Raw genomic sequence first — 25,337 nt, 5'->3', positions numbered from 1 at the left:
ATTAGTTGTTTGTGGTTTGATCGTCAGTAATGGTTAGCCAAGTGTTAACCCAATTATTGTAGCCTTTCAAAAGGAACTTATAAGTGCCCGCCTTCAACTCTAGTGGAGTCTGAAACTCGTCTTCACCTACCGAAACTTTACCCAATGAAATGTATTCGTCTGTTCCACCCTTAGCAAACTCATTGGCATCGGTATAGAGTATCTCTACATTTCCGGAGCCAATGGATTTCCACGTAAGACTCAATACGCCCTGATTGTATCTGGCCTGTGGCGACTGAAGTGATATTTTTCCAATAAATGGCACACCATCTAACTCAGATTTTTGAGCCTCTGGCAATTCTACACCCATGAAATTTATAGCAGTTGGGTAAATATCTACAACAGCCAAACCGTCATTGAATCGCTCATTTAGATCCGAGAGGTTAGTAACCACCCACGTAAGCCTTTCTCTCACTGTTTGCCCTCCGTGACCTTTTCCGTTAAATGGGTGTCTACCATGGTCAGTAGTGACAGCGATCATCCATTCTTCATTAAAGTTGGCCTCGCGGTATTGAATAGCTTCCCATATTCTGCCAATCTGAGCATCGGCCAAGCCCACAGCCTCCACCATTTCTGGGCTATCGCCATAAGCATGACCAATGTCATCAGTATATTCTAAATAAACCCATGACAAATCGGGCGCTTCATCTTTGATATAAACCGCAGCCTCATCTGTTACATGCTCATCTATCTGCAGAATGAATAAACGACTATCGCCATGAGGAAAAGCAACGGTATCTAACTCAAAACCATCGAAGGCATAATCTAATTTTATAGAGCCCGCTTCTGGCTTAGACTCGCCTATCAGCTTAGTTCTATTATCTTCCCAAGTAGAGAAAATGGCAGTATTTAACTCTGGTTTAAGCTCTTCTGCTGCGCGAAAAATATTCCAATAGTTGTAGTTCGGATTCTTTACGGAATTTCCCCAAACATTGTGTTTGTTTCCCCATACGCCTGTAATCATATTCATATATCCAGGAGCAGAAATGGTTGGAGTTTGGCTGTAGCCATCCTTTTCTCCACCCTGATATGAGCGTGCATAACCACCCACTGCAGCTATAGAATCTATATGCGGTGTTTCATTTCTTTCTAAAACATCGGTTGGCACGCCATCGATGATTATAAGTACCACCTTTTTCTCTTTTTGCGCTGCACAATTACTGAGTAGTAGCACAAAAGCTAGTAGTCCAAAAAGTTGTTTCATAAAGGAAAGATCATCAGTAAAGTTGAAAATGAAGTAACGGTTGGAGCCTTTGCCCCAACCGTTTATTTACCCCAGTAAGGGAGAACCTAATCCCAACCGAAAATTTGAGTCAGGTTGGGGTTAAGCGTTACTTGAGCGGCCGGAACCGGTCTGTAATAATACTTAGGCTCTTGAAAAGTACCTCTTTCGTTCACGGTTATAATATGCCCACTATTACCATTAGAAAGGAAAACACCTACACTTTCACCAGGATTTCCCGCTTTATAGTAAACCAATGTAGTGCCAAGAGAATTTTGCTCCTTCGGATCTGGAATAGACTCAGACTCACTCAACAACACAATATCTTCAATTCCGTCACCTGTTAAATCATGCTTACCGAGGCCATCGAAGTAGATTCCCTTTGGCTCTTCTTCCAATAATTTACCAGCCTTCCATCTCATTAGGTCATCGTATCTATAGCCTTCCAAGGCCATCTCTACTCTTCTTTCTCTTCTAATCTCTAGTAATACAGCACTTACACCAGGGTACTTTGCCTGCTGAAAAGGATCTGTTGCTGTGGTCATGGTCATATTCGGCATACCTGCTCTATCTCTCAATAAGTTGATGGACATATCAAGGTCTGCCTGGGTTAACTCACCTAGCTCGGCTCTTGCTTCTGCATAGGTAAGGAGCATTTCTGCCAAACGGATTACAGGGAAATCTAAACTATTGATTACAGCTTGGTCAGTAACATTCACAAAACCTTTAATCTGATGATAACCAGAGAAGTTTTTAGCCAACTGCTGAACGTAAACACCACCACCTTGAGAGTAAGTACCAGTATTGATTAGAAAGAAACCTGGAAAGGCATAAGTCTGAGACAAACGAGGATCTCTATTCTCAAACTCATCTACAAAACTGAAAGTCTCATAACCAGCTTGTGAAGAATAGAAAGAACCATCGGCCATTAAATAAGACTGCAATAAGTCTTTGGTTGGGCTCACTTCGTAGTTTCCGAAAATGGTTTCGGACCAACCGCTATTTCTCACTTGGTCTTCGCTATAAACAGCAAAGATTACCTCTGGATTATCACCAAGGTCAGGATCAGTAAACAATGAGGCATAGTCAGAATTTACATTACCTGTATTGTGAATGCTAAACGGGCCATTATCCATTATATCTTTGGCCAAATCTCTAGCTTTAGACAGATAGACGTTAGCCGAGGCGGTTAAGCCTAATTCATCATGATACTTTCTAAAAGTACCCTCAAACAAGGCTGCTCTGGCCATAAACGCCTTAACTACCCATTGATTTACAGCACCAGAAGGCTGGTTCTCAAACACATTATCTGCAGCAAACTGATAGTCATCAAAAATCTTATCTACAACAACTGTTCTTGGGTCTCTTGGTCTGGTAAGCGCCTCAGTATCGTCAGTATCAATTACAAAGTCATAGTATGGTACGTCAGAATACCGCTTAACCATTTCCATGTAAAACTGTGCTCTGAAGAACCTTGCTAAACCTTCAAAGTGGTTTAATTTTTCAGGAGAAATATCTGCACGTTCAAAGTTTTCTAGAAAAAGGTTGATAGATCTGAGGGTTCCCCAATTCCATCCACCAGTAATTGAGGTAGAAGATGGCGTGCTCACCATCATGGTCTTCAACTCCGTGTTACCTGTGGTTGCCGCATTATCAGTGGCACGGTCGGCATTGTAATTTCCGGTACCCGGAAAGTTGTACAAGCTGTTGATGTAAATCTGCAAGTCTTCTTCGGTATTGAAGAAGTTTTCTTCTCCTATAGAAGTTTCTGGCACTACATCCAAGAATTCATCGTCACAGGCAAAAACACCAATGAGGGTGAATAAGAATATATATTTTAACTTTTTCATTGTTGTATCTTTTGTCAGTTGGGTTGAATTAGAAACCAATGTTTACACCTACTACATACCTTCTTTGGAATGGATAACTATAACCCTTACCTACTCCTCTAGACTGGCTAACAGCTGGGTTGTATTGAATGGCATCATTAACTGCTTCAGGATCGAAGTAATCTTTCAAGGCAGACCACTCCATCAGATTTTCTCCACTCACATAGATTCTAAGGTTACTAATTCCTATTCCACTTGTAAGTGCCTGTGGTAGTGTATAACCCACTGTTAAGTTTTTCAACCTTACGTATGCTGCACTCAGTAAATAATCTGTTTGAGGGATACCTAAACCTTGAGCCTGATCTATTCTCTCACCAAGGTTTCTATCTGCTAACCATGACTGTAAGTGAGGATATTTAGCATCTAAATTTTGATCAGCAAGGCCAGCATCTAGATATGACTGAGAGTGTCTATCTCTATCTGCACCAGTTTCTGATTCAGCTCTGTAGAAATCGAACAAGTGATAGTAACCTCCGGCATAAGGCTGCTGATAGAAGCCCCAATACAAGTAGTCTAATGGGTAGTAATCTCTTTTTCCAATTCCTTGAACTAGTCCGCTAATATCAAACCCATTCCAATCGGCTGCAAAGTTGAACCCGAAGCTGTAGCGTGGTGCCTGATTACCAATCACCGTTAAGTCTTTAGTATCATCAAGAGTCAAACCCTTTTCAATTACTCCATTACCATCTAAATCTTTGTACTTCATCCATCCTGGCACAATTGAAAGCGCTCCCCATGGAATAATTCCTGTTTGATCTAAAGCAGCAATTTCATCGGTACTCTCAAAGAAGCCATCGTTTACCAAGCCCCAAATCTGACCTAGCTCCATACCTTCATAATACTGAGTGATGCTACCTGTAGGGTTATCGAATCGAGTGATGTAAGACCTGCTATCGGAAAGAATACCCGTAAGATTAAAGCTCAATGGTTTACCAGCTAAACTAACCTCGCCTTGATAACCTAGTGACAATTCCCATCCGTTGGTCTTCAAGTCAGCGGCATTTTCTCTTGGTTCAGTTGCACCAAGTACGTTTGGCAACTCTTTACCCAAGGTGAGCATATCTTTTGTATCTCTTCTGTATATATCGAAAGAGGCCGTTAGGCGATTATCCATAAAAGCCATGTCTACACCAAAGTTGGTGGTTACTACCTTTTCCCAAGTGAAGTTGCCGGAAACCAAAGGAGGAGAAGAAATTTCTAGAGGAAGACTGCCATCAATTAAATAATTGCCTTGGTAAGCACTCATTGTGGCAATATAATCGTACGGACCAATGGCCTGATTACCCAAAGAACCAACAGAAGCTCTTAATTTCAGCTGACTGAATACATCAGAAAGCCCGTCCATGAAGTTCTCCTCATCTACTCTCCATGCCACAGAAGCCGAAGGGAAGAAACCCCATCTTTTGTCTGATGGAAATTTTGAAGAACCATCATATCTACCGTTGAATTCAACAATATACTTTTCATCAAATATGTAGTTCAATCTATAGAACAAGCCTCTCACAGCCCATTCAGAGATACTTTCATTTACAAATTGATCTCCAGTAGCCAAGGCAATAGTTGGTAATGAGGCAGAGATAACGTTATATCTTTCTGCACTGAAAGAGTTGTATCTGTAGTGCTCTTGGTTAAATCCGGCAGTAGCACTGAAGTCGTGTCTACTTCCTACCATCTGATTGAAATTTAAGTAAGAGTTGAACACATAGTAGTTATCAATAGCATTTGAGCGGTAAGCTCTGTTGTCTCCTTCTTCTCTTACATCGCCAGGGCCATAGCCAATCTGGTATTTAGTTCTGTACCAATTCCAATCTTGTCTTCCTCTTCTAAAGGTGAAGTCATTATTCCAACTCAGCTTATTTTTAATGAAATCGATTTTGGTAGTAAACTGAGACTGTAGACTGCTGTACTCTGTAATACTTTCACCACCATCGGTTAGCTGCGCACCAATTCGACCCGCGCCAGAATTAGCCCAAGTACCATCAGGGTTAATATTCCAAGAAGTAGGGAAAACGTCATAAATAGCACCCAAACTCAATTGAGAAGGCTCTTTTCTTTCGGTAGTTGTCAAGTAAGTATTGTTTCCTACAGTCAGCCAGTTGGTAGGCTTAAAATTGACCTTACTTCTTACTGTGTATCTATCGAAATAGTCTTCTGCAAGTCGTAACACACCATTTTGACGGCTATATGAGGCTGAAAGTAGGTAATTCACGTTTTCTTGCCCTCCGCTAACTGATATCTGATGGTTGTTAGAAACTGTATTGTCTTTTAAGAAATAGTTAGTCCAATCTCTATCTCCCATATATTCCCAAAGCGATTCATCAGAAGGGTTTATTCTTACACCCGGAACTGAAGGATCTTCAGATCTCTGCTTGGCGTAATCGTAGTACTGATCATTATAGTTCACATTATCCCATGGGGTATTATCTGTAGAGGTTTCAAGAAGCCTAGAGTAGATATAAGGGTCGGTAACTTTGTTTGGCGTAACGGTTGGTCTATTGAAGGATACATAACCAGTGTAGTTCACCTTTACTTTGCCCTCTCCATTTTTTGTGGTGATAAGCACCACACCAAAAGCAGCCCTTGCACCATAAATTGCAGCAGCAGATGCATCTTTAATAATGGAGATTGTTTCTACATCTTGTGGAGCAATTCTATTCAGTTCTGCAGTGCTAGAAGGGACACCATCAATCAGAATGAGCGGATCGCCACCGTTGATTGAAGTAATACCTCTAATGTTAATGTTAGAATTGGAACCAGGGGCACCAGAATTGTTCATAATGTTTAGGTTTGGTACAACCCCCTGAAGCCCCTCAGTAACATTACTGATAGGTCTTTTCTCAAGTTGCTCTGCATTCACCTGATCTACAGCGCCAGAAAGGTTTACTTTCTTTTCAGTGCCATAACCTACCACCACCACTTCTTCAAGCATGGTCATGTCTTCTTCAAGCATAATGTTGATGGTATTTCTATTGCCAACTGTTACTTCTTGGTTTACAAAACCTATTGAAGTAATGAGAAGCACAGATTCAGAACTGGCCACTGTAATAGTGTAAGAGCCATCTTCGGCAGAAATAGCTCCATTGTTGGTCGTTCCTTTTTCAAACACAGTTACTCCGAAGAGTGGAACGCCATTAGCGTCAGTAATCTGCCCCTGAACTCTTCTGGATTGCGCAAAGGCAGAAGAACTCAAAGTCAATAGCACAAGAAAGCAACCTAGGCCCGTCATGAAGGCTCGGCTGTTTCTTAATTCTTGGTAGAGTCGTTTCATAGAGTTTTTCGAATTAGGTTTTAATAACTCAAAGGTAGGTGGCCAGTATTAAGTGGGAGTTAACCGGGATTTAATTTTAATTGAACAGTCAGTCAATTTATTATACAGATATTCAACGCGAAAATCACTGACAACACATGGGAAGAAAAAGCATTAAAGACATCAGACAGCAAGAAATTGTGCGTGCCTTGTATAAAACAGCCAAAGCTGAAGGCCTACACAATGCGTCAATTAAGAAGGTAGCGGATGAAATGAATGTTAACCCAAGTTTAATTCTGCACTACTTTAAAACCAAAGAGGATTTGATCTTCGCTCTCATCGATTATATTCTCAACAGATACCTTAACATATATACAATAAAGAGTAATCGATCTGCCATAGATCAGCTAATGGAGGTATTGAATAATATCTTCTCCAGAAAATGGAACACCTTGGTCAGTGACGATGTGTACTACAACTGCTTTACACTAATTTTTAGAGATCCGTTAATCCAAAAGAAATACAGACAGCTACACGATTCACTGAGAGAATCACTTACTGAACATTTAGAAGCCTGTATTGACGAAGGTTCTCTTCAATTGGACGATCCTAAAATAACAGCCAACCTTATCTATACGATTCTTGAAGGGGCCTATTTTTACCTATGCATGGTACCCGATACCCAGACCAGAACTGAGGTGATGGACCAGCACAAGAAACACGCCTTTGCCATTTTAGGCATGGAGTATAAGGAGGCTTAGTCTTCTTGATTAGCCAAGATTGGTGTTAAAACCAATCTAATTTTCACATCTATTCTTCAGTAAACCACATAGTACGTTTCACACATCTGCAGATTTCTTAAATAGATGACACAGAGGAAGTTAACCTGGCCCACTAACTTTAACCTTATACGATTTCCGAAAAGAGACCATGCCATCAGTATTGAAACTAGCTTCGCTTCTTAGGCTTGAAAGCTACTAATTGCCTCCCACAGAGGTAAATAATAAACTCCTGCTGATGGCAGGCCTCTTGCTACTTTCACTAATCTTTTAGCCCCACTCTTAGCGCCCATTCTATACATAGTTCATTCATATAGAGAATATCTTTCTCAAATAGAAAGCAAAACCAATAAGCACAGCAAACACACAAACTTTTTATTAACTGATTTACAATAGGTTACAAAACACCTAGAGACTCGGCACTCTCTTTGGACTTCTATTGCCGAACCAAAAAATCAAAAATTATGAGTGCAACAACAGACAAGCTGAAAGGCAATTGGAATATTATCAAAGGAAAATTAAAACAGAACTATGCTGATCTTACTGATGATGACCTTACTTACACAGAAGGTCAAGAAGACGAGCTTTTGGGCCGTATTCAGAGAAAGACTGGAAAGACTAAGGACGAGATTAAGGACTTTATCGATTCCATCTAATATCTACCTCAGATAAGATTGATAGTTGATTATTAACCATAGCCCGTTTTCGGGCTATACAAACCCTATAGAACTTAAAATGGAAAACCTTACAAATAAGAAAGTTGCTATTTTGGCAACCAACGGATTTGAAGAATCTGAATTAACCTCACCTAAAGCTGCCTTAGAAAAAGCCGGGGCAACCACAGAAGTAATCTCTATGGAATCTGGCTCTATTAAAGGTTGGGATAATGGCAACTGGGGTAAAGAAGTAGATGTAGATAAGCTACTTTCTGAAGCAAATGTAAAAGATTACAATGCTTTAGTACTTCCTGGTGGAGTCATTAACCCAGACATCCTCAGAAGAGATGAAAATGCTGTCTCTTTTGTTCGAGACTTCTTTAAAGCACATAAGCCAGTTGCGGCCATTTGCCACGGACCTCAAATGTTAATTGAAGCGGATGTAGTAAACGATAGAAAAATCACTTCATTCCCTTCAATTAAAAAGGACCTAATGAATGCAGGTGCCAAATGGGTAGATGAAGAAGTAGTGGTAGACGAAGGTCTAGTTACTTCTAGAAGCCCTGAAGACTTAGAAGCCTTCAATGCCAAAGTAATCGAAGAAGTGGCCGAAGGTAAACATGAAGACCAAACTGTGTAATCTACAGTAGTTGCTTGATTAATGAGTGTCCCAACATTGTTTGGGACATTCCTTTTTATACTGAAAAAACTTAAATTACCTCTAAACCCCTCCTACCATGAAAAAGCCCGACTTCTCTCAATTGAAAGCCATCTACATTAATTGCACGCTTAAAAAGTCTCCTGAAAAGAGCCATACTGAAGGACTCATGAGTCGTTCGAAAGACATTATGCTCAAAGAAGGTGTAGCCGTAGATGAGCTTCGTTTTATCGATCATGATGTAGCTATTGGCATTTACCCAGATATGACAGAGCATGGTTGGGAGAAAGATGAATGGCCAGAACTCAAGGAGAGAATTTTGGCTGCTGATATACTAGTAATTGGCACACCTATTTGGTTGGGAGAAAAGTCTTCTGAAGCCCAAAAACTGATCGAAAGGCTATACAGCTTAAGCGGACAAACAAATGATAAGGGGCAATACCTATACTATGGAAAAGTAGGTGGCTGTGTAATTACAGGTAACGAAGATGGGGCCAAACATTGTTCAATGTCAATTCTGTATGCACTTCAGCACATTGGTTATTCTATTCCTCCACAGGCCGATTGCGGATGGTTGGGCGAGATAGGCCCTGGACCGAGCTATTTAGATGAAGAGTCTAATGCATCAGAAAACTCATTTACCAACCGTAATACTACCTTTATGACTTACAATATGCTTCATCTAGCCAAAATGCTGAAAGAAGCCAACGGTTACTCAGCCTACGGAAATTCTACAAAAGAGTGGAACAATGGAGAACGCTGGAATTTCGAGAATCCAGAATATAGATAAAACGCTATTTTCATTATCTTTTGATGATGAAAATAGACACCAGCAAATATAAAGTTTGGAATTGGAAGCATCCGTATATGCTTCATTGGATTATCAATCCTGGCTTAGCTTTCAATGAACTGGTTTTAGGCCAAAGAGTTGCTAAAACCCTTTTAGTAGAGAAAGACAAAAGTAAATCTTTAGCAGAAGCAAGCTTTGTTCCTTGCCCTCACTGTAATGCTTTACACGACTCCCGAACTTGGTCTACTCAAAATAATACTGCTTTCAAAAATTGGTTTGGTCTCTACTGTCCAAACTGTGGAGAAACAATCCCTTGCTTTCTCAACCTTACTTCAGCCATAATTTTGGTATTAACCTACCCCGTTTGGGGTTGGTTTAGAACTAGAATGAAGCAAAAATGGCTTATTAAACAGTCAGCAAGATTTTCTTCAATTGATATGGAGAGTATAACACCCGAATTTTCTAACAAGAACTGGATAAAAATGGGGCTTATTTGGGGACTACTTATGTTCGTTTTTATGACTCTAGTTTCTCCTTGGCTCAGTGGAGAATCGATAACACAAAAGTTTATATTGGGTTCCTTAGTGATTTGGACATTAGCAGGTTTAGCTTTCGGTTATACCATGCATAAATTGATGAAAAGAAAATTGCTAACTAAGGCATAACCATTAACTACTGGTTTTTCTACATTATGAACTCTCCTGCCAAATCCATCCGCCCATTTATTGGAGCCAAAGACTATGAAGCTTCAAGAGCCTTCTACCGAGACTTTGGTTTTCAGGAAATTGAGATCTCACAAGATATGTGCGTCTATAAACTGGACGGAAACATCGCATTCTACCTTCAGAAATACTTTGTAAAAGACTGGGTTGAAAACACCATGCTCTTCCTTGAGGTAGAAAACACAGAACATTTTCGCCAAGAGCTACTTCAAAAGAATCTGGCAGAAAAGCATCCAAGAGTAAGAATATCTGAAATCAGAGATGAACCCTGGGGGCGCGAGTTCTTTGTACACGACCCCTGCACCATACTTTGGCATATTGGAGAGTTTCACAAATAGATTTATTCTATAAATTCGCTTTATGACAACCACCCCAGAACATGATCAGCGCATAGCCCAAATGACCTTCTCTTCAGTGTATCCCCACTATGTAACCAAAGTGGAGAAAAAGGGACGGACTGTTGATGAGCTTCATGAGGTAATTGAATGGCTGACTGGCTTCGATGAACCTACGCTCGAAAAGCACATCAGTAGCAAAATCACCTTTCAAGATTTCTTCGCACAAGCTAAACTTCACCCTAACGCAGAATTGATCACAGGTACTATCTGCGGCTACAAAATTCAGGAAATTCAAACACCTCTTACCAAACAGGTTCGCTATTTAGATAAACTGGTAGATGAACTAGCAAAAGGCCGAAAAATGGAGAAAATATTAAGGCAGTCTTAAGGCTTTAAGACAAACAAAATAGAAGCTATCGGGTTTGTTTTTAGGTAGATGTTATTGTCTACCTTTTGATTTTTAAGCTTACATTTTTTCAACTCAATGAATGCGCTTCAAATCGTTCTGATAGTTCTTAGCTGGATATTTATTCTAGGTGCTATTCTTCCCTCCTTTCGAATCACGCATTGGTCTGTGCGCAACTTCGACTTCATTAGGGTTCAGCTTATCCCAATCAAGCTTTTGATCTTAATTGTAAGCTTATTTGTTCTAGACCAAGAATCCACCCTTGGCATGGTGACCATGGCCACACTGCTAATTGCGTTATTGTATCAAATAAAAATCATATTCCCTTATCTCTCTTTGTTCAATAAAAAGAAGTGGCCAAACGCAAAGTCGAATACCATTTCTATTATCAGTTCCAACGTATTACAGGAGAATGATAACTGCGACAAATTGATAGCATTGGTAAAAGAACATCAGCCAGATATTTTACTCACTTTAGAAAGTAATGCTAAATGGGAAAAAGCTTTGAAATCCATAGAAGAGTATTACCCTTCAACGAAAAAGATTGCCTTAGAAAATCGGTATGGAATGCACTTTTATACCAAGCTTAAAGTAAAACAGCTCACCGCACACTTTCTGATTTCTGAAGAATTCCCTTCAATAGAAGCTCATTTGGAGGATTCCGAAGGCAATGATTTCATTTTCTGGGGTGTGCACCCGCCTCCTCCAAGCCCTACGGAAGAAGAAACCTCTAAGAAGAAAGATGCCGAGCTAATGAAAGTAGCCAAGAGAGTAGCTAAATGCGAACTACCTACTTTAGTGATTGGCGACTTCAACAATGTAACCTGGTCTAGAAGTTCGAAGGCATTTGCCAAAGCCTCTAACCTAACCGACCCGAGAATTGGTTACGGCCTTTGTTCTACCTTTCCTGTTAACAATAAATTGATGAGGTTCCCTCTAGACCTGCTGTTCTATTCTGATGGAATTGAAATCAATAAGCTGCAAAGAATGAGCGACATCGGATCAGACCACTTCCCGTTACATTCACAGTTCACAATTATTTCAGAAGAATTGAAGAATTCGAAGTCCTTGTCTGAAGAAGAAAAAGAAGAAGCCGAAGAAACAATTAAGGATGGTGAAGAAGAAGCTCAAGAAGAAAAAGCTTCATAAACCTACCCTCTGTTGCTTCTAGGGTTAGAGCACGGTGTATTTATAATCGGTAAAAATCTCAAATACAACTGTAGAACAGCCCTTTAGATTAACATAATAAACGAACCACTAACTAAGAGCTTTCGATTTATAATTGAAAAGAATGCACTCACATTTCTACAAGGTGAACCTTTCACAAACTTGAATTAGCAACTATTGCTAAACACGCAAGTCAATGCATAAAGCGGGGCAAAAGTTTGTCAAAGGTCTTTTGTTATGCAGCAATTCACCAATCACCCAGTTTCCCTAATGATCCGTGACCAACTAACTAATCTTCGATTGTATCGAGGATTCAAGAACAGTCGATTTGTAATCTACAAATGACGCCAAAGCCTATAACCTTTAAAAAATTTGAGTTAACAACTATTGGTTAACACAAAAACTAGTGCATAAATTAGAGTAAAAGTTTGTCAAAGGCCTTTTGTTATCACCCAATTTCCCAGTTCTCTCGATTGCATAGAGGATTTAAGAACAATCGACTTGTAATCAACAAGAATACACTAAAAATGCTGCAAGGTTACCTTTGACAAACTTGAGTTAGCAACCATTACTTAACTCAAAAACTAGTGCATAAATCGAGGTAAAAGTTTGTCAAAGGTCTTTTGTTATGCACCAATTCACCAATCACCAAGTTCCCCTAATGACCAATGACCAACTAACTAATCCTCGATTGTATCGAGGATTCAAGAACAGTCGCTTTGTAATCGACAAATGACCCTAAAGCCTATAACCTTTGACAAACTTGAATTAGCAACTATTGATTAACACAAAAACTAGTGCATAAATCGGAGTAAAGGTTTGTCAAAGGTCAATTGCCACAACTAATTCACCAACTTCCCTAATGACGAATGACATTTGACTTATTCACCAATATCCAGAGTACCAAACACATACTATTTTCCTAGTGATAACAATCAAGTCATATTAAAAGCATACCTTTGCCGCTCGAATTGAAGAGCCCGTATGAAGAGCATCAGAAATATTGCCATTATTGCACACGTTGACCACGGTAAAACAACCTTGGTAGACAAAATTATTCACGCATCTAAATTATTTAGAGAGAATCAAGAATCAGGTGAGTTGATTCTGGATAACAATGACTTAGAGCGTGAAAGAGGAATTACCATTCTTTCAAAAAACGTTTCCGTTACATACCAAGATGTAAAAATCAACATCATTGACACTCCTGGTCACGCAGACTTTGGTGGTGAAGTAGAACGTGTATTGAAAATGGCTGACGGTGTTCTCCTTTTGGTAGATGCCTTCGAAGGTCCAATGCCTCAAACAAGATTCGTATTGAGCAAAGCCCTAGGTTTAGGCCTTACGCCAATTGTTGTGGTAAACAAGGTAGACAAAGAAAACTGTCGACCTGATGAGGTTCATGAGCAAGTGTTCGACCTGATGTTCAACCTAGACGCTACTGAAGAGCAGTTGGATTTCCAGACCATGTATGGTTCGTCTAAAAACGGTTGGATGAGCGATGACTGGAAAAACGAAACAGACAGCATCACTCCTCTTCTAGACAAAATATTAGAGACTATTCCTGAGGCACCAAGCCCTGAAGGAACTCCTCAATTCCAAGTAACTTCATTAGACTACTCTTCTTACGTTGGTAGAATTGCTATTGGCCGTGTTTACCAAGGTAAACTGGAGGAAGGAAAGTCAATGGGCTTAACTAAGGCTGACGGTTCTATTCAAAGAGTAAGAATCAAAGAACTTCAAGTGTTTGAAGGGCTAGGTAGAGTAAAAGTCTCTGAAGTAAAAGCTGGTGACCTTTGTGCCATTGTTGGACTTGAGGACTTCGAAATTGGTGATACTTTGACCGACTTCGAAAACCCAGCTCCACTCCCACGTATCGCTATCGATGAGCCTACAATGAACATGCTCTTCACCATCAACAACTCTCCTGGCTTTGGTTCAGACGGTAAGTTTGTTACCTCTCGCCACTTGAGAGACCGTTTGATGAAAGAAGTTGAGAAGAACCTTGCATTGAGAGTTCAATCGACTGATTCTGAAGATAAATTCTTGGTTTATGGCCGTGGTATTCTTCACTTGTCTGTTTTGATCGAAACAATGAGACGTGAAGGTTATGAGCTAATGGTAGGTCAGCCGCAGGTAATCTTCAAAGAAATTGACGGTAAGAAATGCGAGCCTATAGAAACACTTGTGGTAGATGTTCCAGAAGATGTTTCGGGTAAAGTAATTGAATTGGCTACCCAGAGAAAAGGTGAGCTAAAAATTATGGAGCCAAAAGGAGATCAGCAGCACCTTGAGTTTGAGATTCCTTCAAGAGGGTTGATCGGTTTAAGAAACAACGTACTTACTGCTACTGGTGGTGAGGCTGTTATGAACCACAGATTCCTAGATTACCAGCCTTTCAAAGGCGAAATCAAAGGTAGAATGAACGGCTCGTTGATTTCAATGGAAAATGGTCCTGGTACAGCTTATTCAATGGATAAACTTCAGGACAGAGGTTATTTCTTCGTGGCTCCGGGTGAAGACCTTTACACAGGTCAGGTAATTGGTGAGCACAACCGTGAGAATGACATTGTGGTGAACGTTCAGAAAGGTAAAAAGCTGACTAACATGCGTGCTGCCGGTTCTGATGACAACTCTAAAATTGCTCCTCCACGTAGATTCTCTTTGGAAGAAGCGATGGAATACATTCAGAAAGATGAATACTTGGAGATCACGCCAAAAGTAATCCGAATGAGAAAAATCTATTTAGATGAAAACACTCGTTTGAAGATGGCTAAGAGCCTTGGATAATTGAGATAACAACGTATAATATATAGTGGCCACATTGCAAAATGTGGCCATTTTTATTTGGCAAAGCTATATTAGCAAACTAGTTCACAAAGCAATGCTGACTAACCTCATTGGGCAGTTCAATTCACACAACAGGTGCTAAAAAGATAAGAAGTTACCGTAAGGTGAACGTTGGTTACCAAAGATGACAGGCTAATTAAGATAAGTATCAAATACCTCTCTGATTTCCGATGTTTTGGGGCCAAAAGCTCTATACTGAACCAACTCACCTTTTTTATTGAAAAGTAGGTATCGGGGAATCTCATTAATCTCTAGCTGAGCTAAAAAGCTATTATTAGCCGCCTCTTTATTTACCATGAAGGAGTTAGGGTAAGAAGAGATTTCCGCCTTATCCATTCCCCATAACCATCTTTCATACTCTGTATCAATTGAAATATAAATGAATGATATAGCCTGATCTTTATAAGTGGAGGCTAAGTCTTTAGAATAAGGCATGGCAGCATAACAAGGAACACAATGACTTGCCCAAAAATCAACATAAACCAAACGCCCTCTATGCTTTTCTAAGAGTTTATTAAAATCAAACTGTTCATTACTAGTATTGATGAGACTCAGCTGTAATAAAGAATCAGAAAGATTCGCAAATTCAAAATTTCGTCTACCCCACTCTTTAATTTCAGCGCTTAGTGCATAACGGTGTTTATTCAGTACATTTTGAACCAAGAGTGGATTACTTACATCTTCAGCAAACTTCTTTAAGTAAGTTTCGGAATCCTTCTGGGGAAAATGCTCGATAATAAGTTCAATGTTTTTGGTTAGCAGACGATCAATCTCACTTTTTGCTAAAAACTCATTCGTCTTTAAGGAGTCGTAAACCCTTCTATAATCAGGATACCGCCTATTGACTTCCTCTATCCAACCTACTCGACTATAATAGGTCTTGCGTTCTATGTAGTCGAGTATTGTATTATAGTAGCCAAATCTCGCTAAGTCTACTTCTGACGTACTCTGAATATCCCATTCGACCAAGGTATTTTCGGATCCACCAAAATTTTCTCTCAGATATTCATTATATCTATACTCGTTAAATTGATTTAAAACTGATGCCCTCTTGAGATATAAAGACTTTGCATCCTCCCCCATTAGTCCTTGGCTTACTAATGAGTCAAGCAGTAATATTTCTCTTTCCAGCTGACTCCTTCCTTCTTCTAATGCATCTTGATAAATTTTCGACCGAATATCTTTCTGCTTTAAAGGATCTCGAATGGTTATATACCCCTTAACTGAACTAACAGGACTTACATTAAACTTGCTATTACCATCAAGCGCTTTGAAATCATCTAGTAAATAGTTCGATCTAATAAAATCATAGTTGAGTTCTTCATAGCTGACCTCTCTATTGAGAATCTCCGCCTTCGGGAAATCCTGATCGTAGGTAAAAAGCACTGTATCGCCCTTTTGAACAATAAAACTCAGGTGTCTGTAAAACTTATAGATATGATCCAATTCCAAAAACTCCCCTTTGGTTTGAAAAACAACTGTATCTAAAGTTGGAATCTGCTTAGTCTTGTAGCTAAGCTTCCATAACTCACTATTTATGGCTGTAATTTCAAAATCATCGGCAGTAGAACTATAAACTCCAGTTTCTGGATTTTCGGTACTACTATAATTCGGGCATTTGTCAATTATTAGAACAACCTGATCTAGAGCAGTATTATTTCTATCATCAACCTGAGGCTTTTTACATGAACTGATGCAGAAGCAAACAAGGATTGTTAGGAGAGTTAGGCTTCGGAAATAGCTTGTAGAATTGACCATCTATGAATAGTGTGTATGTACTTAACGTAAGCTAACAAGGTTTAGCTTACGCAAAAAGGAAATAAGAGAAGCGATTCTTTTTCTGCATAAAAAAAGGCTATCAAATGACAGCCTTTTATATCTTTTCTTTTAAGTGCTTTAATCAGCTTTCCAAGCAACTTGCTTAGCAGACTCTCCTATGGTAACTATTAGTCTGGTTGGCCCAGGAACCAATACTAGCTTTACTTCCTGATCTCCGAACTGCTTAACAGTAACAGGTACTCCTTCACCATATTCAATATCATAACTATACCTACCCTTATGGTCTTTTTGATTTCTTATGTAGTTCTTAGCAAAATAAGCTATTGGCAGAAGTACATCATTGTCTGGACAGAACTTATCATGAACACCTTCAATGGCGTCTTCTAAGTATTCACCAAACTCCTCAATGAAGTCATCTTCCATATCATGCAACTCCTCTTCCAAATCGTCATAGCGCTCATCGCTATAATCTAGTTCATCCAGCTCATTAATCTTATCTGCAATCTTCGCGAAGTCTTCGTTCAGTTTATTGATGTCCATGAATTGTTGTTTTTTGCAAAGCTGTTGAGTTCAATTTCAAATTCCAAACTATCAAAACGTTAATCGTCATTTACCCATGAGAAACTATCAAACAACCACATAAAATCGGTTTTCCTTTCACCATATGGTTCGTACTTCTATTTTTGAAAAGCATTAATGGGGAAACGTTTACAGCACAGTTTTTTAAACGAATTCCAATTCATCTAAAATTTAGATGATATTCAACCGCAGAATTACCTACAGCTATGATAGACCAAGCAATTCAGGAAAAAGTAGACAAGTGGCTCAACTCAGCCATAGACGATGAAAGCAAAGCAGCCATCAGAAATATGAACGAAAATGAGTTGGCCGACTCATTTTATAAAGATTTAGAGTTTGGAACAGGTGGTTTGCGCGGTGTAATGGGAGCCGGTTCAAACAGAATGAACAAATATACCGTAGGTATGGCAACTCAGGGCTTGGCCAATTACTTAAAGAAGTCTTTTCCTGATGAAGAAATTAATGTAGCTATTGCTCACGATAGTAGAAACAACAGTAGGTTTTTCGCAGAAACAACCGCAGCAGTTTTCTCGGCAAACAATATTCATGTCTACCTATTTGAAGACCTTCGTCCCACGCCAGAATTGTCTTATGCTATCAGAAAGCTTGGTTGCAAAAGTGGTGTGGTGCTTACAGCTTCTCACAACCCGAAAGAATACAATGGCTACAAAGCTTATTGGGACGATGGCGCTCAGGTAATTGCTCCGCACGACAAAAATATCATTCAGGAAGTGCAGGCCATTTCTGGTGTAGAGCAAGTTAAGTTCGAAAAGAACGATGCCAAAATTGAAAGCATTGGCAGAGAAATAGATGAAGCCTATTTGCAAGAAATCCTGAACCTCACGCTTGCTCCTGAGGTAATTGAAAAGCAACATACCTTAAAAATTGTTTTCTCGCCCATTCATGGTACTGGAATAACACTTATTCCGGAGGTGTTGAAAAGAAAGGGTTTTGAAAGTGTTACTGTTGTTGAAGAACAGGCTATTCCTGATGGCAATTTTCCAACCGTAGTATACCCTAACCCAGAAGAAAAGGAAGCCATGAGTTTGGCTCTCAAAAAGGCAGATGAGATTCATGCAGACTTGGTGATGGCAACTGACCCAGATTCTGACCGAGTTGGGATAGCCGCAAGAAATAAACAGGGTGAATACGAAATATTGAACGGTAACCAGGCTGCCTCTATTCTTATTTACTATTTACTCACCAAATGGAAAGAGAATGGCAAGTTGAACGGAAAGCAAATGATCATTAAGACCATTGTTACTACCGACTTGTTAGATAAAATGGCTGCTAGCTTTGGAGTAGACTGTCCGAGTACCTTAACGGGCTTTAAGTTTATTGCTGCGCTAATTAAACAAGAAGAAGGCAAAAAGGAATTTATTGGCGGTGGCGAAGAAAGCTATGGCTACATGATAAGCGATTTTGTTCGCGACAAAGATGCTATTGCATCGTGTGCCATGTTGGCTGAGATGTGTGCTTGGGCTAAAGACCAAGGCATGACTGTCTTTGAGCTTTTAGCCAAGGTTTATGAGGAATTTGGCTTTTATCTAGAAGACTTGGTTTCCCTAACCAAAAAGGGCATGAAAGGTGCTGAAGAAATTCAGCAAATGATGACTGATTTTAGAACGAATACTCCTCAAACCTTGGCAGGATTGAAAGTGGTAGAACTGCTAGACTATCAATCTTCAAAATCTAAAAACCTAAATTCGGGAGAAGAATCAGATATAGACCTTCCAAAGTCTAATGTACTGCAATTCATTTTAGAAGATGGTTCAAAAATCTCTGCTAGACCATCGGGAACAGAGCCTAAAATTAAGTTCTACATCAGCGTAAATCAGTCTTTAGAATCTAAAGAGCAATACGATGAAGTTAAGAGCACACTTCAAAATAAGATTGGTCAAATTAAAAGTGAATTGGGCTTATGAGTAACATTTTAGAGTCACTATCAGCGCTTTATGAGCGAGATCTAGACCTTCTGCTAAATGAGCTAAAGGCGTATAAAAAAGAGGAAAACTTGTGGGTAGTAACCGGAGATATCTCTAACTGTGGTGGCAACCTTGTACTTCATCTTTGTGGTAACCTAAGGCACTTTATCGGTGCTATGCTGGGTGGCTCCAGTTACATACGACAGAGAGATGATGAGTTTTCACTTAAAGATGTAAAAAAGTCGGAACTGGTAAGCCAGATCAAAGAAACTAAGAAATCTGTTATTGAAACACTCCAAGAGCTTTCGGAAAACAAGCTAGATGAAGTTTACCCGATTAACGTCTTTGGAAAAGAAATGACAGTGCTATTCTTTTTGCAGCACCTCCATGCTCACTTAAACTACCACTTAGGCCAACTGAACTACCACCGCAGACTGCTCGACAAATAAATTCAATGTTTCAACAAAACATAGCGCTAAAGCCATTCAACACATTTGGAATTGAAGCAAGTGCCTCACAGTTTTTTGCCTTTCAAGATTTAGACAGTCTTCAACTGGCACTTAAGCATGCTGCTAAGGCTCCGCTCTTAGTTTTAGGTGGAGGAAGCAATATCTTACTCACCCAAGATTTCGATGGTCTAGTACTCAAAAATGAGTTAAAAGGGATTAAACTGTTGAACGAAACAAATGAGCACTTCTTTATTGAAGTTCAGGCAGGAGAAACTTGGCATGAATTCGTGCTTACTGCTATTGCTAACAATTGGGCTGGGGTTGAAAACCTCTCGCTTATTCCGGGCACAATGGGTGCAGCGCCAATGCAGAACATTGGTGCTTATGGAGTTGAGATAGAGCAAGTTTTTGACCACTTAAAGGCTGTGGAAATAGCAACAGGTGAGTTGCATGAATTCAAGCATTCTGATTGTCAATTTGGCTACAGAGAAAGTGTATTTAAGCGGGAGCTTAAAGCAAAATTCATTATTACTTCTGTTACGCTTAGACTCAATAAAACTCCTGATTTCAATACCTCATATGGGGCAATTCAAGAAACCCTTGATACAATGGAGGTTAATGACTTAAGCATTAAATCTATCTCTGATGCTGTCATTAATATCCGCCAGAGCAAGCTACCAGACCCTAAAGAAATAGGCAACGCAGGTAGCTTTTTCAAAAACCCCACCATAGACAAGCTAGACTATGAAGGTCTTAAGGCTGAATTCCCTTCTATACCTGGTTATCAATTACCAGATAATAAGGTCAAAGTTCCTGCTGCCTGGCTTATTGAACAAACTGGCTGGAAAGGCAAGACTTTCGATAATATTGGAGTGCATAAAAAACAACCTTTGGTACTAGTCAATTATGGAGGTGGCCAAGGTGCAAAAATTAGAGATTTAGCTTTCGAAATATTGGATTCAGTGAGTACCAAATTCGGTATTGAACTACATCCTGAGGTAAATATTATTTAAGGGTAAAACCTCTTTTTATACTTTTTTTGTTTCGGCTAGGCTTTTCAATTGAAAGCAGTAAATTCACGCCTGCTTTTTCAATCATGAGCAAAAGAACTCCCGCCCTCGGCTTTATATTCATAACTGTTCTGATAGACGTTATCGGTCTAGGATTAGTCATACCCATTTTTCCTGAGCTCTTAAGTCAGCTAGGAAATATGACTTATGGTGAAGCTTCATTAACAGGAACGCAGCTTGTAACGGCTTATGCTATAATGCAGTTCATTTGCGCTCCTATATTAGGTGGTTTAAGTGATAAATACGGAAGACGACTCGTGCTTCTTATTGCCTTACTAGGCTTGGCAATAGACTATCTGTTTCTAGCCCTTGCTCCTACAATTACTCTATTATTTGTAGGCAGAATCATTGCTGGAATCTGCGGAGCTAGTTTTACAACGGCCTCTGCTTACATAGCCGATGTAAGTCCTCCAGAAAAGCGTGCGAAGAACTTCGGAATGATTGGTGCTGCATTCGCACTCGGTTTTATCATAGGCCCAGCTTTAGGCGGTCTTTTAGGGTCTGTCAGTTTGAGGTTTCCATTCTTTATTTCCGCAGGTTTAACCATGCTCAATTTCATTTATGGGCTATTCTTTTTACCAGAATCGTTACCTAAAGAAAACAGAAGAGAGTTTAGCTGGAAGCGTGCAAATCCTGTAGGTTCGTTAAAACAGCTTCAAAAGAATCCTATTATTATTGGCTTAGCTGTTGCCTTGTTTTTCTTGTATTTAGCCAGTCACTCGGTGCAATCTCAATGGTCTTATTTTGGAGCAGAAATGTTTGGTTGGGCGTCCAAAGAAATTGGCATCTCTCTAACTGTAATTGGAATAATGGTGGCCATTGTTCAAGGTGGCCTTATCGGAGTTGTCAGTAAGAAACTTGGCAACAAAAAAACTATCTATTTAGGCCTTTTCTTTAACCTTGCCGGTCTTATTCTATTCTCTATAACCACCAGCGAAACCATGCTATACTCCTTTCTGGGAGTTTATGTTTTAGGAGGTTTAGCCGGGCCAACACTTCAGGCATTAATGTCATCTCAGGTGCCAAACAGTGAACAAGGAGAGCTTCAGGGCGGTCTCACCAGCTTAATGAGCTTATCTTCCATATTTGGCCCAATTATGATGGGCTTTACATTCAAAACATTTACAGTTGGTGACAACTATTTTCCTGGAGCTCCTTTTGCCTTAGGAGCATTCTTTTCATTGATATGCCTCGTTTTAAGCTACAGAACTTTGAGAAAGGTTAAGGAAACTAAAACGGAAGCAGAGTCCATTCCTGCTCAGGCCTAAACCATTCAGGTAGGCTGTAGTTAATTCTTTTGTACATTTGACCTTTTAAAAAGCACAAGAATTGAATTACCTACCATTAAATATCACCTCAGAAACTAATAAGCTAAAAACTGTTATTCTCGGAACTGGTACCGATCAGGGTAAACCTTACGAGATTAACCCAGTGGCTAAAATGCACAAACAGCAAGGCACCTACCCTACTCCTGAAGATATTCAGGAAGAAATTGCCGGTGCCAAGAAAACACTGGAGGCTTTAGGTGTTAAGGTAATTCAGCCCACAAATCTTAGTGCTAAAAAACAGATTTTCACCAGAGACATTGGCTTTGTAATTGACAATAAGTTTGTGATTGCCAATATGAAGGAACCTTTGAGACAAGGTGAGATTGAGGGAATTGCTTTTGTACTTGAACAGATGAACCCTGATGATGTCATTCGTATCCCTGAGGGTGCCACCATTGAAGGCGGAGATGTGCTAGTACATGGTGAACATGTCTTTGTAGGCATCAGCAAAAGAACCAACCAAAAAGGCTTCGATTACTTAAAAGCACAGTTTCCGAATAAGAAGTTTCATGCTTTAGAGCTTGTAGTAAGTGACGATCCTGCAGTAAACATTCTTCATTTAGACTGCGCCTTTCAACCTGTTGGAAGTGGCTTTGCCATATTTCATGAAGAAGGCTTTGTGAATAAACCTGAAATCATCTTTGAGGTATTTGGAGAAGAGAACCTTATACCGGTTAGTCAAGCTGAGAAAAATCAAATGTTTCCTAACATCTTCTCTGTAGGGCCAAATGATGTATTGATAGAACGCAACTTTTCCAGACTCATTCAAGAGTTAGAGAAAAGAGGCATCACTTGTCACCCCGTAAAGTATAGCGAAACCTCTAAACTTAGTGGCCTGCTCCGCTGCTCAACCTTACCATTGATCAGAGACTAAGTATGATATAATGTCTTAGCACTTTGTGATCTAACTTGCTTCGCTGAGTAAAGACTAGTAAACTATCTTAGATAGGGGAAAACCCACTCATTTCGAGATGCTGACTTTATGTATTTCTTGATGAGTCCTGCTACTGATTTTTTCTACCTGAGGCTGAACCTTTTTCTGAAGCTTTGCTGTTCGTCATTCGGCAGACACAATCCTGCAACTGTGTCAATTTGAAGCGCGTTTCTGCTTTAGATGTTAAAAAGCGTGCGAGAGTTGCTAATAAGGTCATCCAGAAAACCTGAATAAAAACCGCTCGTAAGAAAATGCAGAAAAAACAGGAATTATTGCTCTTTGAAATAGATTTTCGCGTCAATAAATGCGTTAGATAAAAAATAAATGAAATAACCAGAGTTTGTTTAGCGACCCTCGTTTTTAATTTAATAGTTGAATACAGGAATGACTCTGTAACAAAAAAGGGCTCTCTCGAGCCCTTTTTTAATTATCAACACCTTATCATCTAATAGTCTACCCTATTATTATTTTCATCAATAAAATAAAGCTCAACGCGTCTGTTGAATGCCCTACCCTGAACGGTTCTGTTGGTAGCAATAGGAATATCTTCACTAAACGTTTTGGTTGCTAGCTGGCTAGGATTCACCCCTTTATTCACCAAGTAATTATAAACCTCTGTATATCTTCTTTCTCCTAAGGCTACGTTGTACGGATTAGTACCGTAAGCATCTGTGTGGCCTGCTACCATCACTCTTAGGTCTCTTCTTCTCTTCAATAGCTCTGCTGCCTCGTCCAGCCTTTCAAAGAACTCTGACTTCACATTATGCTTATCGAAATCGAAGAATACATTTGGCAACTCTATGGTCTCAGGAGTAACTGCTGGCACTACTGCTGCTTTCTTCTCTTCTACCACAGGGACCTCTTCAACAGGACTCTCTTCTTCCACTTCAGGCCCTGGCTCTACTTCTGCCACAGCAACAATACCTTCGGTAGAAACCTCTTCTACTGGCACGTTGGTAGGGTCTAAGTCAAAACTGTTGATCATTTTAACGTAGATGTCCTTCTCCACCTTATCGCAACCAATGTAGAAATCTTGCTCTATATCGAACTCATCTCTAAATAACACTCTAATGGCATGAGTTTTCTCATAAACTACCTCATCGTCTTTAGAAACGGTAAGTGTGAAATCTCGCTCAATCGGCATGGTCATTTTATATACGCCAAACTCATTGGTAGTTGTCGTCAGTTCTTCTCCGTCTTCAGTAGTCACTTTCACCTCTGCAAAAGCCACTGGAGTTTCGTTATCACAGTCTAGCAACTTGCCCTGAAGCTGAGACTTGTTGAACATAATGATTCTGTAAATATCAACCTGTCCGTAACCATCAGGACGGCTAGAAGACAGATAGGCATTCTTTCCATAAAGCGTAAAGAATGTGTCATCGTTTGGCAGGTTAATAGGAGCTCCCATATTCTCAGGCTCAGAGAATTTACCTGTTGCACTATCTATACGAGTCATGAAAATATCATAACCTCCCATTGAATCGTGCCCTTGAGAAGAGAAATAAAGCGTGCCATCGCCTGCCACAAACGGAGCATCTTCTCTTTCTGGAGTATTCAATTCTTCAATAAAGTAAGGCTTGCTCCATTTACCTGTAGCGTCTTTATGGACAATGTATAGGTCGGAGTTCTCTTCATCGTTCCCAAAACTTGAGGCATAAATCATTGAGTTGCCATTGTTATAAAGGAAGGCGTGAGAGTCCCACTTATTGGTATTAATTGGCAAAGCTTCTCTTTTTCCCCACTTTCCGTTAGGGTCTCTATATGAGATGTACAGGTCTTCGTCATAAAAAGTTAGAAGAGTGCTATCTCCATTGGTCAACTGAACCGGAGCCTCATTGGCATCGGTTGCCGAAAAACCATCTAGTGGTCTGTCTTTCTTCCACTTGTCCAAATCATCCATCTCGGCAGTCATTACCATTTCGTAGTTTTCACCATCATCGGCAATTTTACCAAGTCCTTGTCTTCTGGCAGTAAAGTAAATACCCATTTGGTTATCCGTTACCACCTGAGAGTATTCGTTACCTTCCGTATTTACGTTTGGCCCAAGGTTTTTAATAATAATATCTTTCGGGTTAGACAGATACTTTCTGGCGTTCTGAATTTTATTGAAAAGTGTATACCAATCGGCCTGATCTTGCTCTTCTAAGCTGCTCGGATTCAATCTGCGCAGTGTTCTTTCAGCGTCATCAACGCGCTCTGCAACCAAGTATGCTTCAGCATAAGGAATCCAGTAATAAGGAAGCTCTTCAGCAAATGGTGCCGACTGTTGAAACAGCTCAAAGGCTTTATCCATTCTATAGCGTTTTGTGTGGCAGATAGCTGCCAACCACATAGCTTCATGATTTTTCTTCTTCTTTGATAGAATTGGTTCCAATTCTTCAAGCGCCACTTCCCAGTCTTCTTCGGCCATGGCACCATAAACTTTATTCAAGTTTTGGGCGAATGCCGTAGAGGCTACTAAACTGAGAATGAACAGAACGATTAGTGATCTCTTCATAGTTTGTCTGATT

General features: G+C 39.8%; 20 protein-coding genes. 14 read left to right on the top strand and 6 right to left on the bottom strand.

The window, feature by feature from the left end; all coding sequences use genetic code 11:
• Position 1: 1 nt before the first annotated feature.
• From T7867_RS14355 to T7867_RS14345, 3 genes are all read right to left on the bottom strand, one after another.
• Positions 2–1,243 carry an alkaline phosphatase family protein gene (locus tag T7867_RS14355; RefSeq protein ID WP_068222989.1) on the bottom strand — a complete coding sequence of 414 codons (1,242 nt, stop codon included), beginning with the start codon at positions 1,241–1,243 and terminating at the stop codon, positions 2–4.
• A gap of 86 nt (positions 1,244–1,329) precedes the next feature.
• Positions 1,330–3,111: a RagB/SusD family nutrient uptake outer membrane protein gene (locus T7867_RS14350; protein WP_068222992.1), complete on the bottom strand. Its 1,782-nt coding sequence runs from the start codon at positions 3,109–3,111 to the stop codon at positions 1,330–1,332.
• A 28-nt stretch (positions 3,112–3,139) separates the two neighbouring features.
• Positions 3,140–6,418: a SusC/RagA family TonB-linked outer membrane protein gene (locus tag T7867_RS14345; protein ID WP_245660254.1), complete on the bottom strand. Its 3,279-nt coding sequence runs from the start codon at positions 6,416–6,418 to the stop codon at positions 3,140–3,142.
• A 137-nt stretch (positions 6,419–6,555) separates the two neighbouring features.
• Here T7867_RS14345 and T7867_RS14340 point away from each other — a divergent pair, with 137 nt between their 5' ends.
• From T7867_RS14340 to typA, 9 genes are all read left to right on the top strand, one after another.
• Positions 6,556–7,158 (top strand): TetR family transcriptional regulator, encoded by a 603-nt coding sequence (locus tag T7867_RS14340; RefSeq protein WP_068222995.1) that lies wholly within the window; start codon positions 6,556–6,558, stop codon positions 7,156–7,158.
• A gap of 482 nt (positions 7,159–7,640) precedes the next feature.
• Positions 7,641–7,832, top strand: coding sequence for a CsbD family protein (locus T7867_RS14335; protein WP_068222998.1), 192 nt, complete (start codon positions 7,641–7,643; stop codon positions 7,830–7,832).
• Between the two features lie 79 nt (positions 7,833–7,911).
• On the top strand, positions 7,912–8,472 hold the full coding sequence (locus T7867_RS14330; RefSeq protein ID WP_068223001.1) for a type 1 glutamine amidotransferase domain-containing protein: 561 nt from the start codon (positions 7,912–7,914) through the stop codon (positions 8,470–8,472).
• A gap of 97 nt (positions 8,473–8,569) precedes the next feature.
• Positions 8,570–9,280 carry a flavodoxin family protein gene (locus T7867_RS14325; protein WP_068223004.1) on the top strand — a complete coding sequence of 237 codons (711 nt, stop codon included), beginning with the start codon at positions 8,570–8,572 and terminating at the stop codon, positions 9,278–9,280.
• Between the two features lie 23 nt (positions 9,281–9,303).
• A complete protein-coding gene (locus T7867_RS14320; protein ID WP_245660255.1) occupies positions 9,304–9,945 on the top strand; it encodes a hypothetical protein in 642 nt (213 codons plus the stop codon).
• Between the two features lie 26 nt (positions 9,946–9,971).
• On the top strand, positions 9,972–10,340 hold the full coding sequence (locus T7867_RS14315) for a VOC family protein (RefSeq protein ID WP_068223007.1): 369 nt from the start codon (positions 9,972–9,974) through the stop codon (positions 10,338–10,340).
• Positions 10,341–10,362: 22 nt separating this feature from the next.
• A complete protein-coding gene (locus tag T7867_RS14310; RefSeq protein ID WP_068223009.1) occupies positions 10,363–10,728 on the top strand; it encodes a DUF2200 domain-containing protein in 366 nt (121 codons plus the stop codon).
• Positions 10,729–10,824: 96 nt separating this feature from the next.
• A complete protein-coding gene (locus T7867_RS14305; RefSeq protein ID WP_068223012.1) occupies positions 10,825–11,895 on the top strand; it encodes an endonuclease/exonuclease/phosphatase family protein in 1,071 nt (356 codons plus the stop codon).
• Positions 11,896–12,897: 1,002 nt separating this feature from the next.
• Positions 12,898–14,703 (top strand): translational GTPase TypA, encoded by a 1,806-nt coding sequence (gene typA, locus T7867_RS14300; protein ID WP_068223015.1) that lies wholly within the window; start codon positions 12,898–12,900, stop codon positions 14,701–14,703.
• Positions 14,704–14,895: 192 nt separating this feature from the next.
• Here the strand turns inward: typA and T7867_RS14295 are convergent, their stop codons facing one another.
• Both T7867_RS14295 and T7867_RS14290 read right to left on the bottom strand, forming a co-directional pair.
• Positions 14,896–16,521, bottom strand: a complete 1,626-nt coding sequence (locus T7867_RS14295; protein WP_068223018.1) for a TlpA family protein disulfide reductase — start codon at positions 16,519–16,521, stop codon at positions 14,896–14,898.
• A gap of 138 nt (positions 16,522–16,659) precedes the next feature.
• Positions 16,660–17,082, bottom strand: a complete 423-nt coding sequence (locus T7867_RS14290; protein WP_068223021.1) for a hypothetical protein — start codon at positions 17,080–17,082, stop codon at positions 16,660–16,662.
• 245 nt (positions 17,083–17,327) lie between these two features.
• On the opposite strand from T7867_RS14290, the gene T7867_RS14285 reads away from it, so the two are divergent.
• The 5 genes from T7867_RS14285 (at position 17,328) to T7867_RS14265 (ending at position 22,767) form a co-directional block, all read left to right on the top strand.
• The gene (locus T7867_RS14285) at positions 17,328–19,046 is read left to right on the top strand and encodes a phospho-sugar mutase (RefSeq protein WP_068223024.1); all 1,719 of its coding nucleotides are present in this window, start codon (positions 17,328–17,330) and stop codon (positions 19,044–19,046) included.
• Positions 19,043–19,495 (top strand): DinB family protein, encoded by a 453-nt coding sequence (locus tag T7867_RS14280; RefSeq protein WP_068223027.1) that lies wholly within the window; start codon positions 19,043–19,045, stop codon positions 19,493–19,495. The genes T7867_RS14285 and T7867_RS14280 overlap by 4 nt, the downstream gene beginning before the upstream one ends.
• A gap of 5 nt (positions 19,496–19,500) precedes the next feature.
• The gene (murB, locus tag T7867_RS14275) at positions 19,501–20,508 is read left to right on the top strand and encodes a UDP-N-acetylmuramate dehydrogenase (protein ID WP_068223031.1); all 1,008 of its coding nucleotides are present in this window, start codon (positions 19,501–19,503) and stop codon (positions 20,506–20,508) included.
• Positions 20,509–20,591: 83 nt separating this feature from the next.
• Positions 20,592–21,833: a TCR/Tet family MFS transporter gene (locus T7867_RS14270; protein ID WP_068223033.1), complete on the top strand. Its 1,242-nt coding sequence runs from the start codon at positions 20,592–20,594 to the stop codon at positions 21,831–21,833.
• A gap of 61 nt (positions 21,834–21,894) precedes the next feature.
• Complete coding sequence (locus T7867_RS14265; protein ID WP_068223035.1) at positions 21,895–22,767, top strand: dimethylarginine dimethylaminohydrolase family protein; 873 nt, start codon at positions 21,895–21,897, stop codon at positions 22,765–22,767.
• A 505-nt stretch (positions 22,768–23,272) separates the two neighbouring features.
• Here T7867_RS14265 and T7867_RS14260 read toward each other — a convergent pair.
• A complete protein-coding gene (locus tag T7867_RS14260) occupies positions 23,273–25,324 on the bottom strand; it encodes an OmpA family protein (RefSeq protein WP_068223039.1) in 2,052 nt (683 codons plus the stop codon).
• Positions 25,325–25,337 lie beyond the last annotated feature (13 nt).

Source organism: Roseivirga spongicola (genome assembly GCF_034376045.1).
Lineage (GTDB): Bacteria > Bacteroidota > Bacteroidia > Cytophagales > Cyclobacteriaceae > Roseivirga > Roseivirga spongicola.
The sequence above is the reverse complement of the archived record's forward strand: the minus strand, read 5'-3'. Positions and strand labels throughout refer to the sequence as shown.

Coding starts and splice junctions, on each gene's coding strand:
- T7867_RS14285 (WP_068223024.1), top strand. CDS start 17,328: ATGATAGACCAAGCAATTCAGGAAAAAGTAGACAAGTGGCTCAACTCA.
- T7867_RS14295 (WP_068223018.1), bottom strand. CDS start 16,521: ATGGTCAATTCTACAAGCTATTTCCGAAGCCTAACTCTCCTAACAATC.
- typA (WP_068223015.1), top strand. CDS start 12,898: ATGAAGAGCATCAGAAATATTGCCATTATTGCACACGTTGACCACGGT.
- T7867_RS14320 (WP_245660255.1), top strand. CDS start 9,304: ATGATGAAAATAGACACCAGCAAATATAAAGTTTGGAATTGGAAGCAT.
- T7867_RS14280 (WP_068223027.1), top strand. CDS start 19,043: ATGAGTAACATTTTAGAGTCACTATCAGCGCTTTATGAGCGAGATCTA.
- T7867_RS14310 (WP_068223009.1), top strand. CDS start 10,363: ATGACAACCACCCCAGAACATGATCAGCGCATAGCCCAAATGACCTTC.
- T7867_RS14270 (WP_068223033.1), top strand. CDS start 20,592: ATGAGCAAAAGAACTCCCGCCCTCGGCTTTATATTCATAACTGTTCTG.
- murB (WP_068223031.1), top strand. CDS start 19,501: ATGTTTCAACAAAACATAGCGCTAAAGCCATTCAACACATTTGGAATT.
- T7867_RS14345 (WP_245660254.1), bottom strand. CDS start 6,418: ATGAAACGACTCTACCAAGAATTAAGAAACAGCCGAGCCTTCATGACG.
- T7867_RS14350 (WP_068222992.1), bottom strand. CDS start 3,111: ATGAAAAAGTTAAAATATATATTCTTATTCACCCTCATTGGTGTTTTT.
- T7867_RS14260 (WP_068223039.1), bottom strand. CDS start 25,324: ATGAAGAGATCACTAATCGTTCTGTTCATTCTCAGTTTAGTAGCCTCT.
- T7867_RS14355 (WP_068222989.1), bottom strand. CDS start 1,243: ATGAAACAACTTTTTGGACTACTAGCTTTTGTGCTACTACTCAGTAAT.
- T7867_RS14340 (WP_068222995.1), top strand. CDS start 6,556: ATGGGAAGAAAAAGCATTAAAGACATCAGACAGCAAGAAATTGTGCGT.
- T7867_RS14325 (WP_068223004.1), top strand. CDS start 8,570: ATGAAAAAGCCCGACTTCTCTCAATTGAAAGCCATCTACATTAATTGC.
- T7867_RS14305 (WP_068223012.1), top strand. CDS start 10,825: ATGAATGCGCTTCAAATCGTTCTGATAGTTCTTAGCTGGATATTTATT.
- T7867_RS14335 (WP_068222998.1), top strand. CDS start 7,641: ATGAGTGCAACAACAGACAAGCTGAAAGGCAATTGGAATATTATCAAA.
- T7867_RS14315 (WP_068223007.1), top strand. CDS start 9,972: ATGAACTCTCCTGCCAAATCCATCCGCCCATTTATTGGAGCCAAAGAC.
- T7867_RS14290 (WP_068223021.1), bottom strand. CDS start 17,082: ATGGACATCAATAAACTGAACGAAGACTTCGCGAAGATTGCAGATAAG.
- T7867_RS14330 (WP_068223001.1), top strand. CDS start 7,912: ATGGAAAACCTTACAAATAAGAAAGTTGCTATTTTGGCAACCAACGGA.